At 52.5% G+C, this 16,892-nt stretch carries 11 protein-coding genes and 2 pseudogenes; 9 read left to right on the top strand and 4 right to left on the bottom strand.

Annotated features, from left to right (window positions below):
* Positions 1-97: 97 nt before the first annotated feature.
* The 6 genes from lrp to K6K13_RS12355 all read left to right on the top strand — a co-directional run bounded on the left by lrp (position 98) and on the right by K6K13_RS12355 (position 8,977).
* On the top strand, positions 98-592 hold the full coding sequence (gene lrp / locus K6K13_RS12380; protein ID WP_196906846.1) for a leucine-responsive transcriptional regulator Lrp: 495 nt from the start codon (positions 98-100) through the stop codon (positions 590-592).
* Between the two features lie 117 nt (positions 593-709).
* Complete coding sequence (locus tag K6K13_RS12375; RefSeq protein WP_222157313.1) at positions 710-4,150, top strand: DNA translocase FtsK 4TM domain-containing protein; 3,441 nt, start codon at positions 710-712, stop codon at positions 4,148-4,150.
* A 157-nt stretch (positions 4,151-4,307) separates the two neighbouring features.
* Positions 4,308-4,919: an outer membrane lipoprotein periplasmic chaperone LolA gene (gene lolA / locus K6K13_RS12370; RefSeq protein WP_222157312.1), complete on the top strand. Its 612-nt coding sequence runs from the start codon at positions 4,308-4,310 to the stop codon at positions 4,917-4,919.
* 7 nt (positions 4,920-4,926) lie between these two features.
* A complete protein-coding gene (locus K6K13_RS12365) occupies positions 4,927-6,270 on the top strand; it encodes a replication-associated recombination protein A (RefSeq protein ID WP_222157311.1) in 1,344 nt (447 codons plus the stop codon).
* A 97-nt stretch (positions 6,271-6,367) separates the two neighbouring features.
* A complete protein-coding gene (gene serS, locus K6K13_RS12360) occupies positions 6,368-7,663 on the top strand; it encodes a serine--tRNA ligase (RefSeq protein WP_222157310.1) in 1,296 nt (431 codons plus the stop codon).
* Between the two features lie 165 nt (positions 7,664-7,828).
* A complete protein-coding gene (locus K6K13_RS12355) occupies positions 7,829-8,977 on the top strand; it encodes an MFS transporter (RefSeq protein ID WP_222157309.1) in 1,149 nt (382 codons plus the stop codon).
* A 3-nt stretch (positions 8,978-8,980) separates the two neighbouring features.
* Here the strand turns inward: K6K13_RS12355 and K6K13_RS12350 are convergent, their stop codons facing one another.
* Positions 8,981-9,901, bottom strand: coding sequence for a LysR family transcriptional regulator (locus tag K6K13_RS12350; RefSeq protein ID WP_222157308.1), 921 nt, complete (start codon positions 9,899-9,901; stop codon positions 8,981-8,983).
* Between the two features lie 253 nt (positions 9,902-10,154).
* Here K6K13_RS12350 and K6K13_RS12345 point away from each other — a divergent pair, with 253 nt between their 5' ends.
* The 3 genes from K6K13_RS12345 to K6K13_RS12335 are packed head-to-tail and all read left to right on the top strand — an operon-like array spanning position 10,155 to position 14,163.
* Positions 10,155-11,456, top strand: coding sequence for a cytosine permease (locus K6K13_RS12345; RefSeq protein WP_222157307.1), 1,302 nt, complete (start codon positions 10,155-10,157; stop codon positions 11,454-11,456).
* A 19-nt stretch (positions 11,457-11,475) separates the two neighbouring features.
* Positions 11,476-12,585 (top strand): S-methyl thiohydantoin desulfurase family protein, encoded by a 1,110-nt coding sequence (locus K6K13_RS12340; protein WP_222157306.1) that lies wholly within the window; start codon positions 11,476-11,478, stop codon positions 12,583-12,585.
* 6 nt (positions 12,586-12,591) lie between these two features.
* Positions 12,592-14,163, top strand: a complete 1,572-nt coding sequence (locus tag K6K13_RS12335) for a hydantoinase/oxoprolinase family protein (protein ID WP_252120269.1) — start codon at positions 12,592-12,594, stop codon at positions 14,161-14,163.
* Positions 14,164-14,220: 57 nt separating this feature from the next.
* On the opposite strand, the gene pflA is transcribed toward K6K13_RS12335, so the two are convergent.
* The 3 genes and pseudogenes from pflA to K6K13_RS12320 all read right to left on the bottom strand — a co-directional run.
* Positions 14,221-14,961 carry a pyruvate formate lyase 1-activating protein gene (gene pflA / locus K6K13_RS12330; protein ID WP_222157305.1) on the bottom strand — a complete coding sequence of 247 codons (741 nt, stop codon included), beginning with the start codon at positions 14,959-14,961 and terminating at the stop codon, positions 14,221-14,223.
* 260 nt (positions 14,962-15,221) lie between these two features.
* Positions 15,222-16,136: pseudogene (locus K6K13_RS12325) on the bottom strand (pyruvate formate lyase family protein); the annotation flags it as partial.
* A pseudogene (locus K6K13_RS12320) lies at positions 16,126-16,698 on the bottom strand (formate/nitrite transporter family protein); the annotation flags it as partial. The pseudogenes K6K13_RS12325 and K6K13_RS12320, both read right to left, overlap by 11 nt.
* Positions 16,699-16,892: the final 194 nt, after the last annotated feature.

Genomic DNA, 16,892 nt, shown 5'->3' with positions numbered 1-16,892 from the left:
AAAATAGACAGCGCGTCTTCTTTTAGGGCTGCTCTGATACATTGATGTGGGTCGGAGTGTAGCAAGGGCAAGGACGTAGTGAAGAGAGACAATAAGAATGGTAGACACGAAAAAACGACCGGGAAAAGATCTTGATCGCATCGATCGCAATATCCTGAATGAACTACAAAAAGACGGCCGAATCTCTAACGTTGAACTTTCCAAGCGTGTAGGGCTTTCACCTACACCGTGTCTGGAACGCGTGCGCCGCCTGGAGCGTCAGGGCTTTATCAATGGCTATACCGCATTGCTGAACCCGCATTACCTCGACGCTTCACTGCTGGTGTTTGTGGAGATTACCCTGAACCGCGGTGCGCCTGATGTTTTTGAGCAGTTCAACACCGCTGTGCAGAAACTGGAAGAAATTCAGGAGTGCCATTTGGTCTCCGGGGATTTCGACTATCTGCTGAAAACACGCGTGCCGGATATGTCCGCATACCGTAAGTTGCTGGGTGAAACCTTGCTGCGCTTGCCGGGTGTGAACGATACCCGTACCTATGTGGTGATGGAAGAAGTAAAACAGAGCAATCGTCTGGTGATCAGAACGCGCTAAACGCAGGGGTGCAAAGCCCGCTAATTTCAGCTACACTCATGTGAATATATACAGTCACAGCGCCGAGTTCGCCTCGGCGTTTTGTCATGAACATGAACAGGACCCCTGGAGAGACGCTTGAGCCAGGAATACACCGAAGACAAAGACGTGGCGCTGAACAAACTCAGCGGCAGCCGTCGTTTATTGGAAGCGATTTTAATCGTTGTCGCGCTATTTGCCGTTTATTTGAGCGTAGCGCTGTTAAGTTTCAGCCCGTCTGACCCGAGCTGGTCACAAACGGCCTGGCACGAGCCCATTCATAATCTGGGCGGTGGCGTCGGCGCTTGGCTGGCGGATACCCTGTTTTTCATCTTTGGCGTTCTGGCCTATGCCATTCCGCCGATCATGTTGTCGCTGTGCTGGGTCGCTTTTCGCCAGCGCGATAATCAGAGCGATGTTGATCTGTTTACCCTCTCTTTGCGCCTGATTGGTACCTTGGCGCTGATCCTCACTTCCTGTGGTCTCGCCGCGCTCAATGTGGACGATCTCTACTATTTCGCCTCTGGCGGCGTGCTGGGCAGTTTGCTGAGCAGTTCGATGGTGCCGCGCTTCAACAGTATGGGTGCCACGTTGATTCTGCTCTGCGTGTGGGCGGCAGGCTTGACGCTGTTTACCGGCTGGTCATGGCTGACCATTGCGGAAAAAATCGGCGGAGCGGTGTTAGGCTGCCTGACGTTCTTCTCTAACCGTTCGCGCGCAGAAGATCGCTACCGTGATGAGGAAGACGATTCACAAGACGCTCTGGATCGCGAGGGTGAACAACCCGATACGCTAACTGCGTCAACGCAGGCAACAGCAGAAGACGTAGAGGCGGATGATATATTGTTGGCACCGGCTGCACGTGAGCGTGCACCGGATGACATAGCGCAAAACAGTACGTTGAGCGTTACTGACCCAACGGAGCCGCTCGCACCGATGCAGAAATCGACTGCGGTCGACACGATGCCAGATCCAGCGGGTTCGCCCAGCGCAGCCAATCTGGTCACGCCAGCAACGGTCGTCAGCCCTGATCCCGTTGCGCAGGATTCACTGCCGCCGCTTTACGCGTTTGAGTTGCCACAGGCTGCTGTGCCGGAAAATAGCGCGTTACCTGTCTTTTCGCCCTTGGGGGTACCCGATCGCGATCGCACGCCGCCGTTGGGCGCGATGCATGAACTGGGTGTACCCACCGTGGCAGCGGTCACGCCAGTGTCTAGCGATGCGGTGCCCTTTATGCCTGCCTTTACGGCCGCTGGGGAGGATAATCCTCAGGTGAAACAGGGCATGGGTCCAGAATTGCCGCGTCCGAATCCGGTGCGTATTCCTACCCGGCGTGAACTGGCCTCTTATGGCATCAAGTTGCCATCGCAGCGTCAGGCAGAAGAGCAAGAACGGGAAGCGCAACGGCAGGTACAGTTCCAGCCTGAAACGATCGAAAGGGTTGCGCCCGACGATGCTGACGATGATGGGGTCGCTCAAGAGGCTGCCTTGCGTCAGGCTTATCTGGAGCAACAAGAACAGCGCTACGGTGAGGATTATGCCGAACGCGAGCAGGATGAAGAGGCGCTGTTGCAGGCCCAATTAGCGCAGGCGTTTGCTCAGCAGCAACAGGCGCGTTATGACGCCAGCGCACACCCAGAAAGCCCGAACGTAACGCCGGTTGTCGAGCCCGTAGGCACAAAAGAGGCGGGCTCAGTCAGTGCGGCGGCAGCATTTATCGCCGGTGTCACTGCGGATGCCGATGCGGATGAACCTGCTTTCTCTTTCTCACCGTTTAACGATTTGGTCGATGAGTCGCCCAAAGCGCCGCTGTTTACCTTATCGCCTGCGGATGTCATTGAATCTGAACCGGCCTCTGAGCCTCCATCGCCGACATGGCGTGCGGCAGTTGATGAGGATGAGAGCCCGGCAACACCGGTACATCCGGTGACAGAGCCCCAGCATGAGGTGCACTCATCGTATGCTGATGAGGCAGAAAACGATGCTGCGCCGTCATTGATGGATAGCCTGATACACCCGTTCTTGATGCGTAACGATCAGCCTTTGCAAAAGCCAACTACACCGCTGCCGACGTTGGAGCTGCTCACGGCACCACCGGAAAGCGAAGTACCGGTTGACCATTTCGAGCTTGAACAAACGGCGCGTCTGATTGAAGCGCGTCTGGCGGACTATCGTGTCACTGCCAGCGTGGTGGGTTACGATGCAGGGCCTGTGATAACGCGTTTTGAGCTGGATTTGGCCCCCGGCGTTAAAGCTGCGCGCATCTCCAATCTGTCGCGCGACTTGGCGCGTTCGCTGTCGGTTGTGGCGGTACGCGTGGTGGAAGTTATTCCCGGCAAACCGTATGTCGGGCTGGAACTGCCGAATAAACTTCGTCACACGGTTCACCTGCGCGAAGTGCTCGATTGCAAGGCCTTTCGTGATAACCCGTCGCCGCTGGCGGTGGTGCTGGGTAAAGACATTGCCGGTCAACCGGTAGTGGCCGATCTGGCGCGTATGCCCCATCTGCTGGTGGCCGGGACCACCGGTTCGGGTAAATCTGTCGGTGTGAACACCATGATCATCAGCATGTTGTACAAGGCGACGCCGCAAGATGTGCGCTTTATCATGATCGACCCGAAAATGCTGGAGCTGTCGGTCTACGAAGGTATCCCGCATTTGCTGACCGAAGTGGTTACCGACATGAAGGATGCGGCGAATGCGTTGCGTTGGTGCGTTGGTGAAATGGATCGTCGCTATAAGCTGATGTCGGCATTGGGCGTGCGCAATCTGGAAGGCTACAACGAGCGGGTGAAAGCAGCGGAAGCGATGGGGCGTCCGATCCCTGACCCGTTCTGGAAACCCGGTGACAGCATGGATACCACACCACCCGTGCTGGAGAAATTGCCCTTTATCGTGGTGATGGTGGATGAGTTTGCCGATCTGATGATGGCGGTTGGCAAAAAGGTAGAGGAACTGATCGCTCGCCTGGCACAGAAAGCGCGCGCGGCTGGTATCCACCTGGTGTTGGCGACGCAGCGGCCTTCTGTGGATGTTATCACCGGCCTCATCAAGGCCAACATCCCGACGCGTATCGCTTTTACCGTGTCGAGCAAGATTGATTCGCGTACCATCCTCGATCAGGGCGGTGCAGAATCGCTGCTGGGGATGGGGGATATGTTGTACATGGCGCCAAACTCATCCATTCCGGTGCGTGTGCACGGCGCATTCCTTCGCGATCAGGAAGTTCATGCCGTGGTGCTGGACTGGAAAGCGCGCGGACGTCCACAGTACATTGACAATATCACCAGTGCCAGCGATGACGGCGAAGGCGGTAATCTGGAATTTGGCGGTGATGAAGATTTGGATCCGCTGTTCGATCAGGCGGTGGCCTTTGTTGTAGAAAAACGGCGAGCCTCCATTTCTGGCGTGCAACGTCAATTCCGCATCGGCTACAATCGTGCCGCACGCATTGTGGAACAGATGGAAATGCAAGGTATTGTTAGTGCGCCGGGGCATAATGGCAACCGAGACGTGTTGGCACCGCCCCCCATGGACTGATGCCATTTACAGACAATTCGTCTACCGTATCGCGTGATTCTCTGGCAATAGTTATGGGTAGCACGGCGAGCAGTAGGACGTGCAGTACGACAGGTGCAAAGTACGATAGTCAGACCGCGATGGCGGTCTTTTGAATCGACAGCAAAGGATGTAAATAATGAGAACAGGCTTAGTGGCAGGCGTGCTGATCGCCGGGATGACGTCCAGCGCGGTTTATGCCGATGCGGCGAGCGATTTACAAAGCCGACTGAATAAAGTGAACAGCTTCCACGCGACGTTCACCCAAAAAGTCACTAGTGCTGAAGGGACTGCGGTGCAGGAAGGTCAGGGGGAGCTCTGGCTGAAGCGGCCAAATCTGTTCAACTGGAAAACCACTGCGCCGGATGAAAGCGTGCTGATCTCTGATGGCAAGACGCTGTGGTTCTATAACCCGTTCGTCGAACAGGTAACAGCGACCTGGTTGAAGGAAGCCACGGGCAATACGCCCTTTATGCTTATCACACGTAACGATGCCAGTGAATGGGGTCAGTATAACGTGCGCCAGCAAGGGGATGATTTTGAGTTAACGCCGAAAGCAGCCAAAGGCAATTTGAAACAGTTTGCTATCAACGTCAATGCCAGCGGTACCATCAAGAGTTTTGTCGCGACGGAGCAGGATGGACAACGCAGCAGCTATACCCTGCAAAACCAGCAAAACGGTGCTGTGGATAGCAGCAAGTTCACGTTTACGCCGCCGAAAGGCGTGACGCTGGACGATCAACGGCAGTGAGGCCATCGTGAGTAACCTGTCACTGGATTTTTCGGACAATAGCTTTCAGCCGCTTGCCGCTCGTATGCGGCCCGCTACGTTGGCGCAATATATCGGTCAACAGCATCTGCTTGGCGCCGGTAAGCCCTTGCCGCGAGCGATTGAGGCGGGGCAGTTACACTCCATGATTCTATGGGGGCCGCCCGGTACCGGAAAAACCACGCTGGCAGAACTGATTGGTCACTACGGACAAGCCGACGTGGAGCGGATCTCTGCCGTAACTTCCGGCATTAAAGAGATTCGCGAAGCAATAGAACGTGCGCGGCAGAATCGCGATGCCGGGCGACGCACCATCCTGTTTGTGGATGAAGTGCATCGCTTCAACAAGAGTCAGCAGGATGCCTTTCTGCCGCACATTGAAGACGGCACCATCACCTTCATTGGCGCAACCACCGAAAACCCGTCGTTTGAGCTTAATTCGGCGCTGCTGTCGCGTGCGCGCGTCTATTTGCTGAAGGCGCTCACCGCCGAAGATATCGAACAGGTGTTGCAGCAGGCAATGACCGATAGCGCGCGCGGGTTTGGCGGGCAGAACATCGTATTGCCGCCAGAGACGCAGCGATTGCTGGCAGAACTGGTGAATGGCGATGCGCGGCGCGCGTTGAACAGCCTGGAAATGATGGCGGATATGGCCGAGGTCGATGCGCAAGGCAACCGGGTGCTGACGCCCGAATTGCTGCACGAAGTGTCGGGCGAGCGTAGTGCGCGCTTTGATAACAAAGGCGACCGCTACTATGACCTGATTTCCGCATTGCATAAATCAGTGCGTGGATCGGCACCTGATGCCGCCCTGTACTGGTATGCACGCATTATTACCGCTGGTGGCGATCCGCTCTATGTTGCACGGCGTCTGTTGGCAATCGCCTCCGAGGACGTGGGCAATGCCGATCCGCGGGGAATGCAGGTGGCGATCGCCGCCTGGGATTGCTTCACCCGCGTGGGGCCGGCAGAAGGAGAGCGCGCTATTGCGCAAGCGATAGTGTACCTGGCCTGTGCGCCCAAGAGTAATGCGGTTTACACCGCCTTTAAAGCGGCGATGCAGGATGCCCGAGAGAAACCGGATTACGATGTGCCGGAGCATTTGCGCAATGCGCCCACCAAACTGATGAAAGAGATGGGGCTGGGTGCGGAATACCGCTACGCCCATGATGAACCCAATGCCTATGCGGCTGGTGAGGACTATTTCCCGCAAGCGATGGCGCAAACGCGCTACTATCTGCCAACGTCACGTGGTCTGGAAGCCAAAATTGGTGAAAAGCTGGCCTGGTTGACTGCACAGGATCAAAATAGCCCGACAAAACGCTACCGCTGAACTAGGCGTTGCGGTAAGGTTATAAGGTTCTTTTCTACCGCGCGACGGGTGTCGCGCAACGTAAAATTTCACCAAAAAACATTAAAACAGGATTAGCATGCTCGATCCCAATTTACTGCGTAATGAGCTAGACGCAGTTGCCGAAAAGCTACTGGCTCGCAGAGGTTTTAAACTGGATGTAGACACGCTGCGTCAACAAGAAGAACGCCGCAAAGTGCTACAAGTAGAAACGGAAAGTCTGCAAGCAGAGCGTAACTCCCGATCGAAAGAGATCGGTGCGGCTAAATCTCGTGGTGAAGATATCGAACCGTTGCGCCGCGAAGTGAATACCCTGGGTGAAAAGCTGGATACGGCCAAGGCCGAGCTTGATGCGTTGCAAAATGCCATTCGTGAGCTGGCGTTAACCATTCCGAATATGCCGGATGACGCCGTGCCGTTGGGCAAAGATGAGCACGATAACCAGGAAATCAGCCGCTGGGGTGAACCGCGTCAGTTTGATTTCCCTGTGCGCGACCACGTTGATTTAGGCGAACTGGCTAAAGGCGTCGATTTTGCCGCAGGCGTCAAATTGACCGGTGCGCGTTTCGTTGTCATGAAAGGGCAGATTGCTCGCCTGCACCGCGCACTGTCACAATTTATGCTGGATCTGCATACCGAACAGCACTGTTATCAGGAGGCCTACGTGCCTTATTTGGTTAACCATGCCACGCTGTACGGTACCGGTCAGTTGCCGAAGTTTGGTGAAGACCTGTTCCACACCAAACCGTTGGATGAAGAAGCAGAAAGCAGCAATTATGCGCTGATCCCGACAGCGGAAGTGCCGTTGACCAATTTGGTGCGTGATGAAATTCTGGATGAGGAAACACTGCCGATCAAAATGACGGCGCACACCCCGTGTTTCCGTTCTGAAGCCGGTTCCTACGGTCGTGATACCCGTGGCCTTATCCGTATGCACCAGTTTGACAAAGTGGAGTTGGTGCAGATTGTGCGCCCGGAAGATTCCATGGATGCGCTGGAAACGCTGACGACGCACGCGGAAACCGTGTTGCAACTGCTGCAACTGCCGTATCGCAAGGTGCTGCTGTGTACCGGTGACATGGGCTTTGGCTCAACTAAAACTTACGATCTGGAAGTGTGGCTGCCAGCGCAGAACACCTACCGTGAAATCTCTTCCTGCTCCAACATGGGGGATTTCCAGGCTCGACGCATGCAAGCGCGCTGCCGCAACAAAAGTGACAAGAAAACGCGTCTGGTGCATACGCTGAACGGTTCCGGTCTGGCGGTCGGGCGTACACTGGTTGCCGTGCTGGAAAACTATCAGCAGGCGGACGGACGTATCGCCATTCCTGATGTGCTGCGTCCTTATATGGGCGGGTTGGAGTTTATCGGCTAAATATGCCGCTGCTCCGTTGTTAAAAGCGCCTTTCGGGGCGCTTTTTGCATTATGGCACCCCATTATCACAAAACGTGCGGCCTGAGTTTGCCCACGTTGACTTTTAATCGCGCAGTGGCATGATGCGCACACACTTCCTTGTTGTATTGGTTACCCACGCCGACTATGCCTGCTTTTTCTCGCCCAGTGCTGTTATTGCTCTGCGGCCTTATGCTGCTCACGGTTTGTATCGCTGTACTAAATACGCTGGTTCCGTTATGGCTTAACTATCAGCATGCCTCCGTGTGGCAGGTGGGTGTGGTAGGGTCATCCTATTTTGCGGGTAACTTACTGGGGACGCTGGTGGCTGGGCGTTTGATCCTCCGGCATGGGTTTAACCACAGCTACTACCTTGCTGCTTTACTGTTTGCTCTGGCAACGCTGGGGCTGATGTTTTCCACGGACGTAATCAGTTGGCTGGTATGGCGTTTTGTCGCAGGCATAGGCTGCGCGCTGATATGGGTTGTCGTGGAAAGTGCGCTGTTGTGCAGTGGCTCATCCTCCCACCGTGGTCAATTGCTGGCAGCCTATATGGTTGCCTATTATCTGGGAAGCGTCGTTGGCCAGATCTATGTTGGCCTGTTACCAACCGCTGTAGCGAGTGTTATTCCCTGGATGGTAATGCTGATTGTGCTTGCCGTATTACCGTTGCTGTGTACCCGTTTACCGCGTCTGACGCAGCCGGAGCATCCGGTCCATGTGGGGAAAATGCTGCGTAAGCGCAGCGCGCGTCTCGGCATCAATGGCTGTGTGATTTCCGGCGTGATCCTGGGGTCGTTGTATGGGCTGATGCCGCTTTATCTTTCCCACAGTGGCACCAGCGATGCCGACGTGGGTTATTGGATGGCGCTGCTGATCGGTGCCGGTATTGTCGGCCAATGGCCGGTGGGGCGCATGGCAGATCGCTATGGGCGCTTGTTGGTGCTACGCGTGCTGGTGTTTGCCGTTATTGTTGCCTGCGTTGCACTACTGAGTGTTGGGCATCTGGTGATGGCTCCCGCGCTGTTTTTGTTGGGCGGAGCCGGATTTACTCTGTATCCGGTGGCAATGTCCTGGGCGTGCGAAACGGTACGTCATGAAGAACTGGTGGAGATGAACCAGTCATTGCTGCTCAGTTACACGGTCGGCAGCCTTGTTGGCCCCAGTATGGCGGCAGCGTTGATGCAAACCTATTCCGATCGCGTGTTGTTTGTGCTGATTGCCGTTGTATCGTTGGTTTATCTGGCCATGCTCCTGAAGAAAAGCGATCGCCATCCCAAACCGTTGGCGGCATAAATGTCACGTCAGGTTGGCTAATGAGCTTTTTCCTGCCTCCACGATATTGTTCCATAACGCTTCTGCTACCGGGCTCAGGCGCTGTCTGGCGTTGCGAATCAGGTAAAAGATGCTGGTCAGGTTTAACTCGTCAGGAGCAATAGCGGTCAATTTACCCTGTTCTACCCAGGATGCGGCGTAGTGATCGGGTAAGTAGCCAATATGGGTGCCGGCTAATAGGAGCAATAAACTGCTCTCGAGGTGCCAGGCTACGTGTTGTAAGCCCTTCTTGGCGATGGGGCCTAATTGTTTGGATATCTGATTGAGTGCGTGCCCTGCGATCAAAAGCATGTCCGGGTCCAGTGTACCGGAGCGCCATTCTTGCTGAATACGGTTTGCGTTTTCAGCTATCGTATAAAAATAGCTCTGTTCAATGAATACGGGCTGGAAGAATACATCAGGGGGGATATCATCAGGCAATATGCTTAACATGACATCGATGCTGCCATTCATTAACTTTTCCATAAGCGTGTCATAGTCACCGATTGTTAATATCACCTTAGCGTCTGCACTTTTTTGATAAAGTGTCCTGATACTGTGAGAGATCACGTTGCTCGGATGCGTGACGGTATTGTCCAGACAGCCAATTTTTACTGTGCCGATTAATTGTTGCTTAATGGCCGCGAGGCGGTTCGCAAAATCATCAAGGGTTGCAGTAACGGCTTTTGCCTCTTGATAGACAACGTCTCCTTCACTGGTAAGCGCAAAACCACCGCGACCTCGCTCGCAAAGTACAACGCCGAGTGAGTCCTCCAAGCGAGAAATATAATGACTTAAAACGGGTTGACTAAGACCTGTGGCATTTTGCGCGTTGGTAACGCCGCGTTTTTCCACGATTATGCAGAATAGTTTCAACCAACGGATCTCCATTTTATCTAGTCGCATAGGGAATATTGTCCATTACATTATAATTATACGATGTTTACATCGAAACAAAATGATAGCACTAGACGTTACCAGGCCTTATGCTACATATAGATAAAGAAAAATAACAAACTTTATTGTCTGAACTTATTCTGATATTTAGTGCCACTCCAGGGAAAATTCATGTTATTAATGATTTATGAATAGATATCAAGGTGTTGATACGATAAAAACACACGGTGCTATATATTAACTATTTGTCAATGGGACGATTATGTCAAAAAAAGATACTATATCAACCGCGATTCAACTAAAGTTAAACATCTATGATTACGAATACGAAACCGTGCCTGGTAAAGCAAGAAAAAGTTGGTATGTGATTGCATTAATTTGGTTGGCAATTGGGATTGATATTTCAGGATTGTTTTTTGGCGTATTTCTTAGCAGTGGATTACCGTTCCCGCAAGCTGTTATAGCAACACTGGTCGGTTCAGCATTATTAGGCGTGCTTGCGGGGTTTTGCGCTAATGTGGGTTACGGTTGCGGATTATCCACTACGTTACTGAGCATTGCTGTGTTTGGCCGTTGGGGGGGCGGTGTGGTTGGCCTGCTTACATCGATATCGTTGTTGGGATGGTTTGCGTTTCAACTCGATTTCTTCAGCGTGTTATTGCAAAAATCTCTTTTCACCTACGGCTTCGAAGTAGGCCGATTACCTATCCTGTTATTTGGTATGGCGTTGATGACATCCACCGCTATTTGGGGTTTTAGAGCACTTGCACAACTAAGTATCATCAGCGTACCCTTGATGGTAATACTCATTATCACTGGCGTGACATTGGCCGCTGTCGATATCCAATCTCCAGATCCGTCTATCATTACTTCTCCCATAAGCATGGGTACAGCCATTTCGTATGTGGTTTCCATCTGGATTGTTTCTACGGTGATGTCTCCAGATATTGCTCGTTACGCCAAAACACGAAAGGATGCTTTTCTCGGCGCTGGGTTGGGATTCTTTCTTGGCAATAGTTTTACGATTTTGCTTTCACTTTTTTTGACTCACATGGTAGGCAGTGATGATTTAGTAAATACTTTTTTTATCGTAGGGTTAGGTTCATCCGCCATCTTGGTATTGGTATTCGCGCAATGGACAACAAATAGTGCTAATCTGGTTTTTGCTTCATTGGGGTTATCAGCCATAACAAAAATAATAACACGTCCCACGCTTATTATCGTTTTGTCCATTGTTGGTCTGGTGCTGGCTCAAAACGGAATGATTAATAATTTAACCAGCTTCCTTTCGCTACTTGGCGCATTTATCTCCCCCATCGCAGGAGTGTATCTGGTTGAATACTATTTTATTCGTGATAATCGCCTTACAGAAAGAGGTGCATCTCAGGATGCGATTAATATTTCCGGCGCAATGGCTTGGATATGCGGCAGTATAATAGGGTTAATGACGTCGCCAGACATATTTAACCTCTTTACATTGACATCTGTTTCAGCGTTGGATGGTATTGGTGCAAGTATGATTGTGTATTTTACACTGAAAAAATGTCTCTCTGTCGCGCGGTAAGAATCTATAGGGATGTGTAATGTTTGAATACGTCGATGAGCAAATGATCGATGATATAGCATTGGGTGCATCAGTATTAGGTACAGGTGGAGGCGGTGATCCTTTCATTGGTACACAGATGGTGAAACACGCATTAACGCTATTTGGACCGGTGATGATCACCCCCCTCTCTAACGTGGATGATGATGAGATATTTGTGCCCTGTAGTATGGTTGGCGCGACAACCGTGATTATGGAAAAAATCATGACGCCCAATCAGTTTTTACTCACTATTGATACAATGTCTTCTGCATTAAAAAAACGAATTGCAGGGACATTCCCTATTGAGATAGGTGGGGTGAATTCCTTAATTCCGTTTATCGTAGCCGCCCAAAAGCAGATCCCTGTGGTGGATTGTGATGGTGTAGGTCGCGCGTTCCCTGAAGTACAAATGGTTAGCTTCTACCTTGACGATCTTCCTTCAGGGCCAAATACCCTTGCGGATGAAAAAGGTAACACCCTGGTTTTATACCCGATTGATGGCCTCTGGTCCGAACGTTTTGCCCGTGCTATCACGGAACAAATGGGTGCAGCAGCGGCGATGTGCGACTACCCATTAATCGGGCGGGTGTTAAAAAAAAGCGCTCTTCCCGGTACCCTCACCCTGGCCCAACACATTGGAAAAACATTACAGCTGGCGTGGCAGTCGGGCAGTAATCCGATTCATGCCATCACTGAAGCACTCAACGGCCATGTTATCGCCTCCGGAAAGATCATAGACGTTAAGCGCCAGACCACAGGCGGTTTTGCGCGTGGTCACGTGCTTATCAAGGGGTGGTGCAATGATAAGGGGGAACAGGCTACCGTCTTATTTCAGAATGAGTTTCTGCTGGCATACCGTTCATCTGCCACTCTTGAACCCACACAGGAGAATCTGCTGGCGGTGGTGCCCGATCTGATCTCGATTATTGACAGTGAAACGGGTCGCCCGATCGTAACCGAAAACCTTCGTTATGGGCAGCGCGTTGACGTGGTGGCGTCCCCCTGTCACGCCAAGTGGCGCAGTACGAAAGGGGTGGCTGTCGCTGGTCCCAGATATTTTGGTTATCCCGTTGACTATGTGGCTATTGAACAGTTGGTGAATCGGTAAGGCGACATGATGGCGTTAAAAAATCACTATCGCCTCGGTGTTGATGTGGGTGGAACACATACCGATGCGGCTATTTTAGATGGCGATCTGCACTGTGTCGCTATCGCGAAGGCCCCGACGAGCGAGGATGTATATGGCGGGATACTGTCAGCCATTGCACAGGTGATGGCCCTTTCGGGGTTAGCACCAGACCACATCCGCTACGCCATGCTTGGCACCACGCAGTGCACCAACGCGGTGGTATCACGTCAGGGATTGAATCGCGTTGGCTTGCTGCGGCTTAGCCTGCCCAGTAGCGATGGTATCCCTCCCTTGTCGGGATGGGATGCCGCATGGAGAGCGCTTGTGGGGGATCATCTCTATCAGCTGCACGGTGGGTATGAGATTGATGGGCGAGAGATCCACCCTCTCATTTACCAAGAGGTGATCGCTGCCTGCGACAGGATGCGCGGACAGGTCGATTGCATCGCAATTTGTGGTGTGTTTGCATCGATCAATGCGGCACAGGAACATCAGGTCGCGCAATGGGTGAGTGAGAGGCTACCTGGTGTCGTGTTGTCGCTGTCGCACCGTATAGGCAACATTGGGTTGTTAGAACGCGAAAATGCGACTGTCCTGAACGCGGCGCTGCATACAACGGCGGAACGTTTTGTGAATGGCTTCATTAATGCCTTAGGGCACCATGGTATCTCGGTTGCGCATTATTTTAGCCAAAATGATGGAACCTTGTTGTCGGCAGAAGCCGCCAAACGCCATCCCATCCTGACGATGGCCTGCGGACCCACCAACTCGCTGCGCGGTGCAGGTCATTTATCGGGGCTGAAAGAGGCGCTGGTTATTGATGTGGGCGGTACGACAACCGATATCGGTGTTTTGACCAAGGGTTTTCCTCGGGAGTCCTCTCTCGCGGTGAATATCGGTGGCATACGTACCCAATTTCGCATGCCAGATATCCTCTCCATCGGTATTGGTGGTGGCTCACTGGTGCGCGAAACCCGAGAAGGTGAGGTGCTGATTGGCCCGGACAGCGTCGGTTATCACTTGTTACAACAGGCCATGAGTTTTGGTGGCGATCGGCTAACCTTGAGCGACGTGCTGATCAACTGTGAGCCGGGACGGTGGCCGGGGCCGCCGCCCTCGGCGCATCACACGCTGGATGCTTCATTCTGCCAACGCGTTTACCACGCCATGATTGCCAGGGTTGAGGAAGCTATTGACCGAATGAAGACGTCCGTGGCGTTAGTGCCCGCGATCGTAGTGGGGGGAGGCAGTATTCTGCTACCTGATAGGCTAAAAGGCATCAGTCAGGTAAACGTGCCTGCAAATTTTGCTGCGGCCAATGCCATCGGTGTGGCGCTGGGGCAGGTTAGTGGACAAATTGATAGGGTGGTGGCGATGGCCGAGTGCGATCGCGCTAGCGTGCGTGATGCCTTGCAAAAAGAGGCGATTGCGTTGGCCGAGGCGGCGGGAGCAGAACGCGAAAGTATAGCGCTCATCGAATTTCTTGAAGTACCACTCGCCTATTTGCCGGGCAATGCCGTTCAGGTAAAAGTGAAGGTTGCTGGAAATCTGCTGTAACAAGCCAGGCAGGATATGAAGCGCTCCCATTCGATCATCGTTTGGGTGCGCATCACATCAGTAAATGACTTTATGCCCGTAACTTTGCAGTATGGACTGCACGCGATTCATGGTATCGGCTTTCGGCGGTTTTACACCATCCAGCTTATACTCTTCCCCCATAGCGACCCATTTATGCTTGCCCAGCTCATGGTAGGGCAGCAATTCGATTTTCTCGATGTTGGTCATGTCTTTGGTGAACTCACCCAGCAGGTGCGCCGAGGCGTCACTGTCGGACCATCCCGGCACCACCACGTAGCGAATCCAGGTGCGCTGATTGCGCTTGGCTAAATAGCGGGCAAATTCCAGCGTGCGGTGATTGGAAACGCCCACCAGATTCTGGTGAATACTGTCGTCCATCTGTTTCAAATCCAGCATCACCAGATCGGTCACATCCAACAGTTCATCAATCACCGGATCGTAACGACGTACGAAACCATTGGTGTCGAGGCAGGTATTGATACCCTCTGCCTGACACGCGCGAAACCAGTCACGCACAAATTCAGCCTGAAGAATGGCTTCACCGCCCGATGCGGTAACACCACCGCCCGAGGCATTCATAAAGTGGCGATAGGTCACCACTTCTTTCATCAGATCCTCAACCACGATCTCCTTGCCGCCGTGGGTATCCCAAGTATCGCGGTTATGGCAATACAGGCAGCGCATCAGGCATCCCTGAAAGAAAACTATGAAACGAATACAGGGACCATCAACGGTTCCGCAGGATTCATAGGAGTGAATGCGACCGATCAGTGACATTGCAAGTGTTTCTCCAAATGTGGCCGTTCAATAGCAGCCGGTGTTAACACGAACGGGGAAATGCAACGGTGCGCCGACGTCATGTAGGACGTGTAATAAACGAACGGTAAACCGTCTCGCCGGTATCGTGTTGAATCTGTTTTGCCAGCCCGCCGCAGTGCAGGAGCGGGCTGGCAAAACAGGTTATCAGTGCGGGGGTGAGAAAAAGGCCCCACCGGGGTGGAGCCTTTATTTTACGCCTTTTCAGGCAGTCAGGGAAATTACATTGACTGAGTGAAAGTACGGGTAATCACGTCTTGCTGCTGTTCTTTGGTCAGCGAGTTGAAACGCACGGCATAACCAGAAACACGGATGGTCAACTGCGGATATTTTTCCGGGTGTTCCATCGCATCCAACAGCATTTCGCGGTTCATCACGTTCACGTTCAGGTGTTGACCACCTTCGATGCTGGATTCGTGGTGGAAGTAACCGTCCATCAGGCCTGCCAGGTTGGTCTTACGCACGTCATCATCTTTACCCAATGCGTTAGGTACGATGGAGAAGGTGTAAGAGATACCGTCTTTCGCATAGGCGAACGGCAGTTTGGCAACGGAGGTCAGAGAGGCAACAGCACCTTTCTGGTCACGGCCGTGCATCGGGTTAGCACCCGGTCCGAACGGTGCACCAGCGCGACGGCCATCCGGTGTGTTACCGGTTTTCTTACCATATACCACGTTAGAGGTGATGGTCAGAACAGACTGCGTCGGGGTAGCGCCACGATAGGTGGTCAGTTTCTGAATTTTCTTCATGAAACGTTCTACCAGGTCACAAGCCAGGTCATCAACGCGCGGGTCGTTGTTACCGAACTGCGGGTATTCGCCTTCGATGTCGAAGTCGATAGCCAGGCCATCTGCGTCACGAACCGGTTTAACTTTCGCGTATTTGATAGCAGACAGGGAGTCAGCGGCAACGGACAGACCGGCGATACCACATGCCATCGTACGGAACACGTCACGATCGTGCAGCGCCATCAGCGATGCTTCGTAGCTGTATTTGTCGTGCATGTAGTGGATGATGTTCAATGCAGTGACATACTGCTTGGCCAGCCAATCCATGAAGTGGTCCATACGGTCCATTACCACGTCAAAGTCCAGCACATCGCCTTTGATCGGTTCAGATTTCGGACCGACCTGCAAGTGTCCGGCCAGAGTAGCTCATCCATACCGCCAGACAAACCATCAGGTTAGCCAGCACACCGAGGCAAAACGCTTCAACAAAAGTGTGTTCCACTTTGTGTTCTGCGGTTTGCAGGACGTTCAAGCCCCATGCACCGTTGGCGACCATGTGCTCACCGGCAAACCAGATCAGGGCGACAAAAAACAGCGCGCCGAACAGGTTGCCCACATAGACGTTACACCAGTTGCAGGCCAGCTGTTTCCAGGTGATGCGACCGCTTGCCTTGGCAATCACTGTTAATACCGTTGAGGTAAACAGGTCAGCGCCGCAGACAACAACCAGCATCAGGCCAAGTGAGAAGCAGATCCCACCAATCAGTTTAGCCATGCCGTAAGGCATAGACGCGGAACCGGTTGTGGCTGTGATGTAAAAAACGAAGGCGATAGAAATAAAAACACCAGCAGTAATCGCCAAAAAAAACGTGGTCAGGGGTTGTTTCGTAGCTTTATAGACACCAGCATCTTCAGCGACTTTCGCCATGGCTGCCGGTAGTAAAAGTGTAAAGGGGTTGTCAGCTTTCACACTAACGTTCTCCAAGATTTATCCGCGAGGGAATACTAACAAAGCAGTATAAAGCAAAATTTGACTTGGATCATATCGTGAAAATTTAGTGGGGTGAAACCCCCTGGCGATCCGCACCAAAGTCAGTATAAATAATTGAAATTAATAAATAAAAAATATTTTAAAAATTATAAAAAGAGTTGAATGTAGGGGGT

Source organism: Symbiopectobacterium purcellii (assembly GCF_019797845.1).
Classification (GTDB): Bacteria; Pseudomonadota; Gammaproteobacteria; order Enterobacterales; family Enterobacteriaceae; genus Symbiopectobacterium; species Symbiopectobacterium purcellii.
This window is presented reverse-complemented; position numbering and strand designations above follow the sequence as displayed.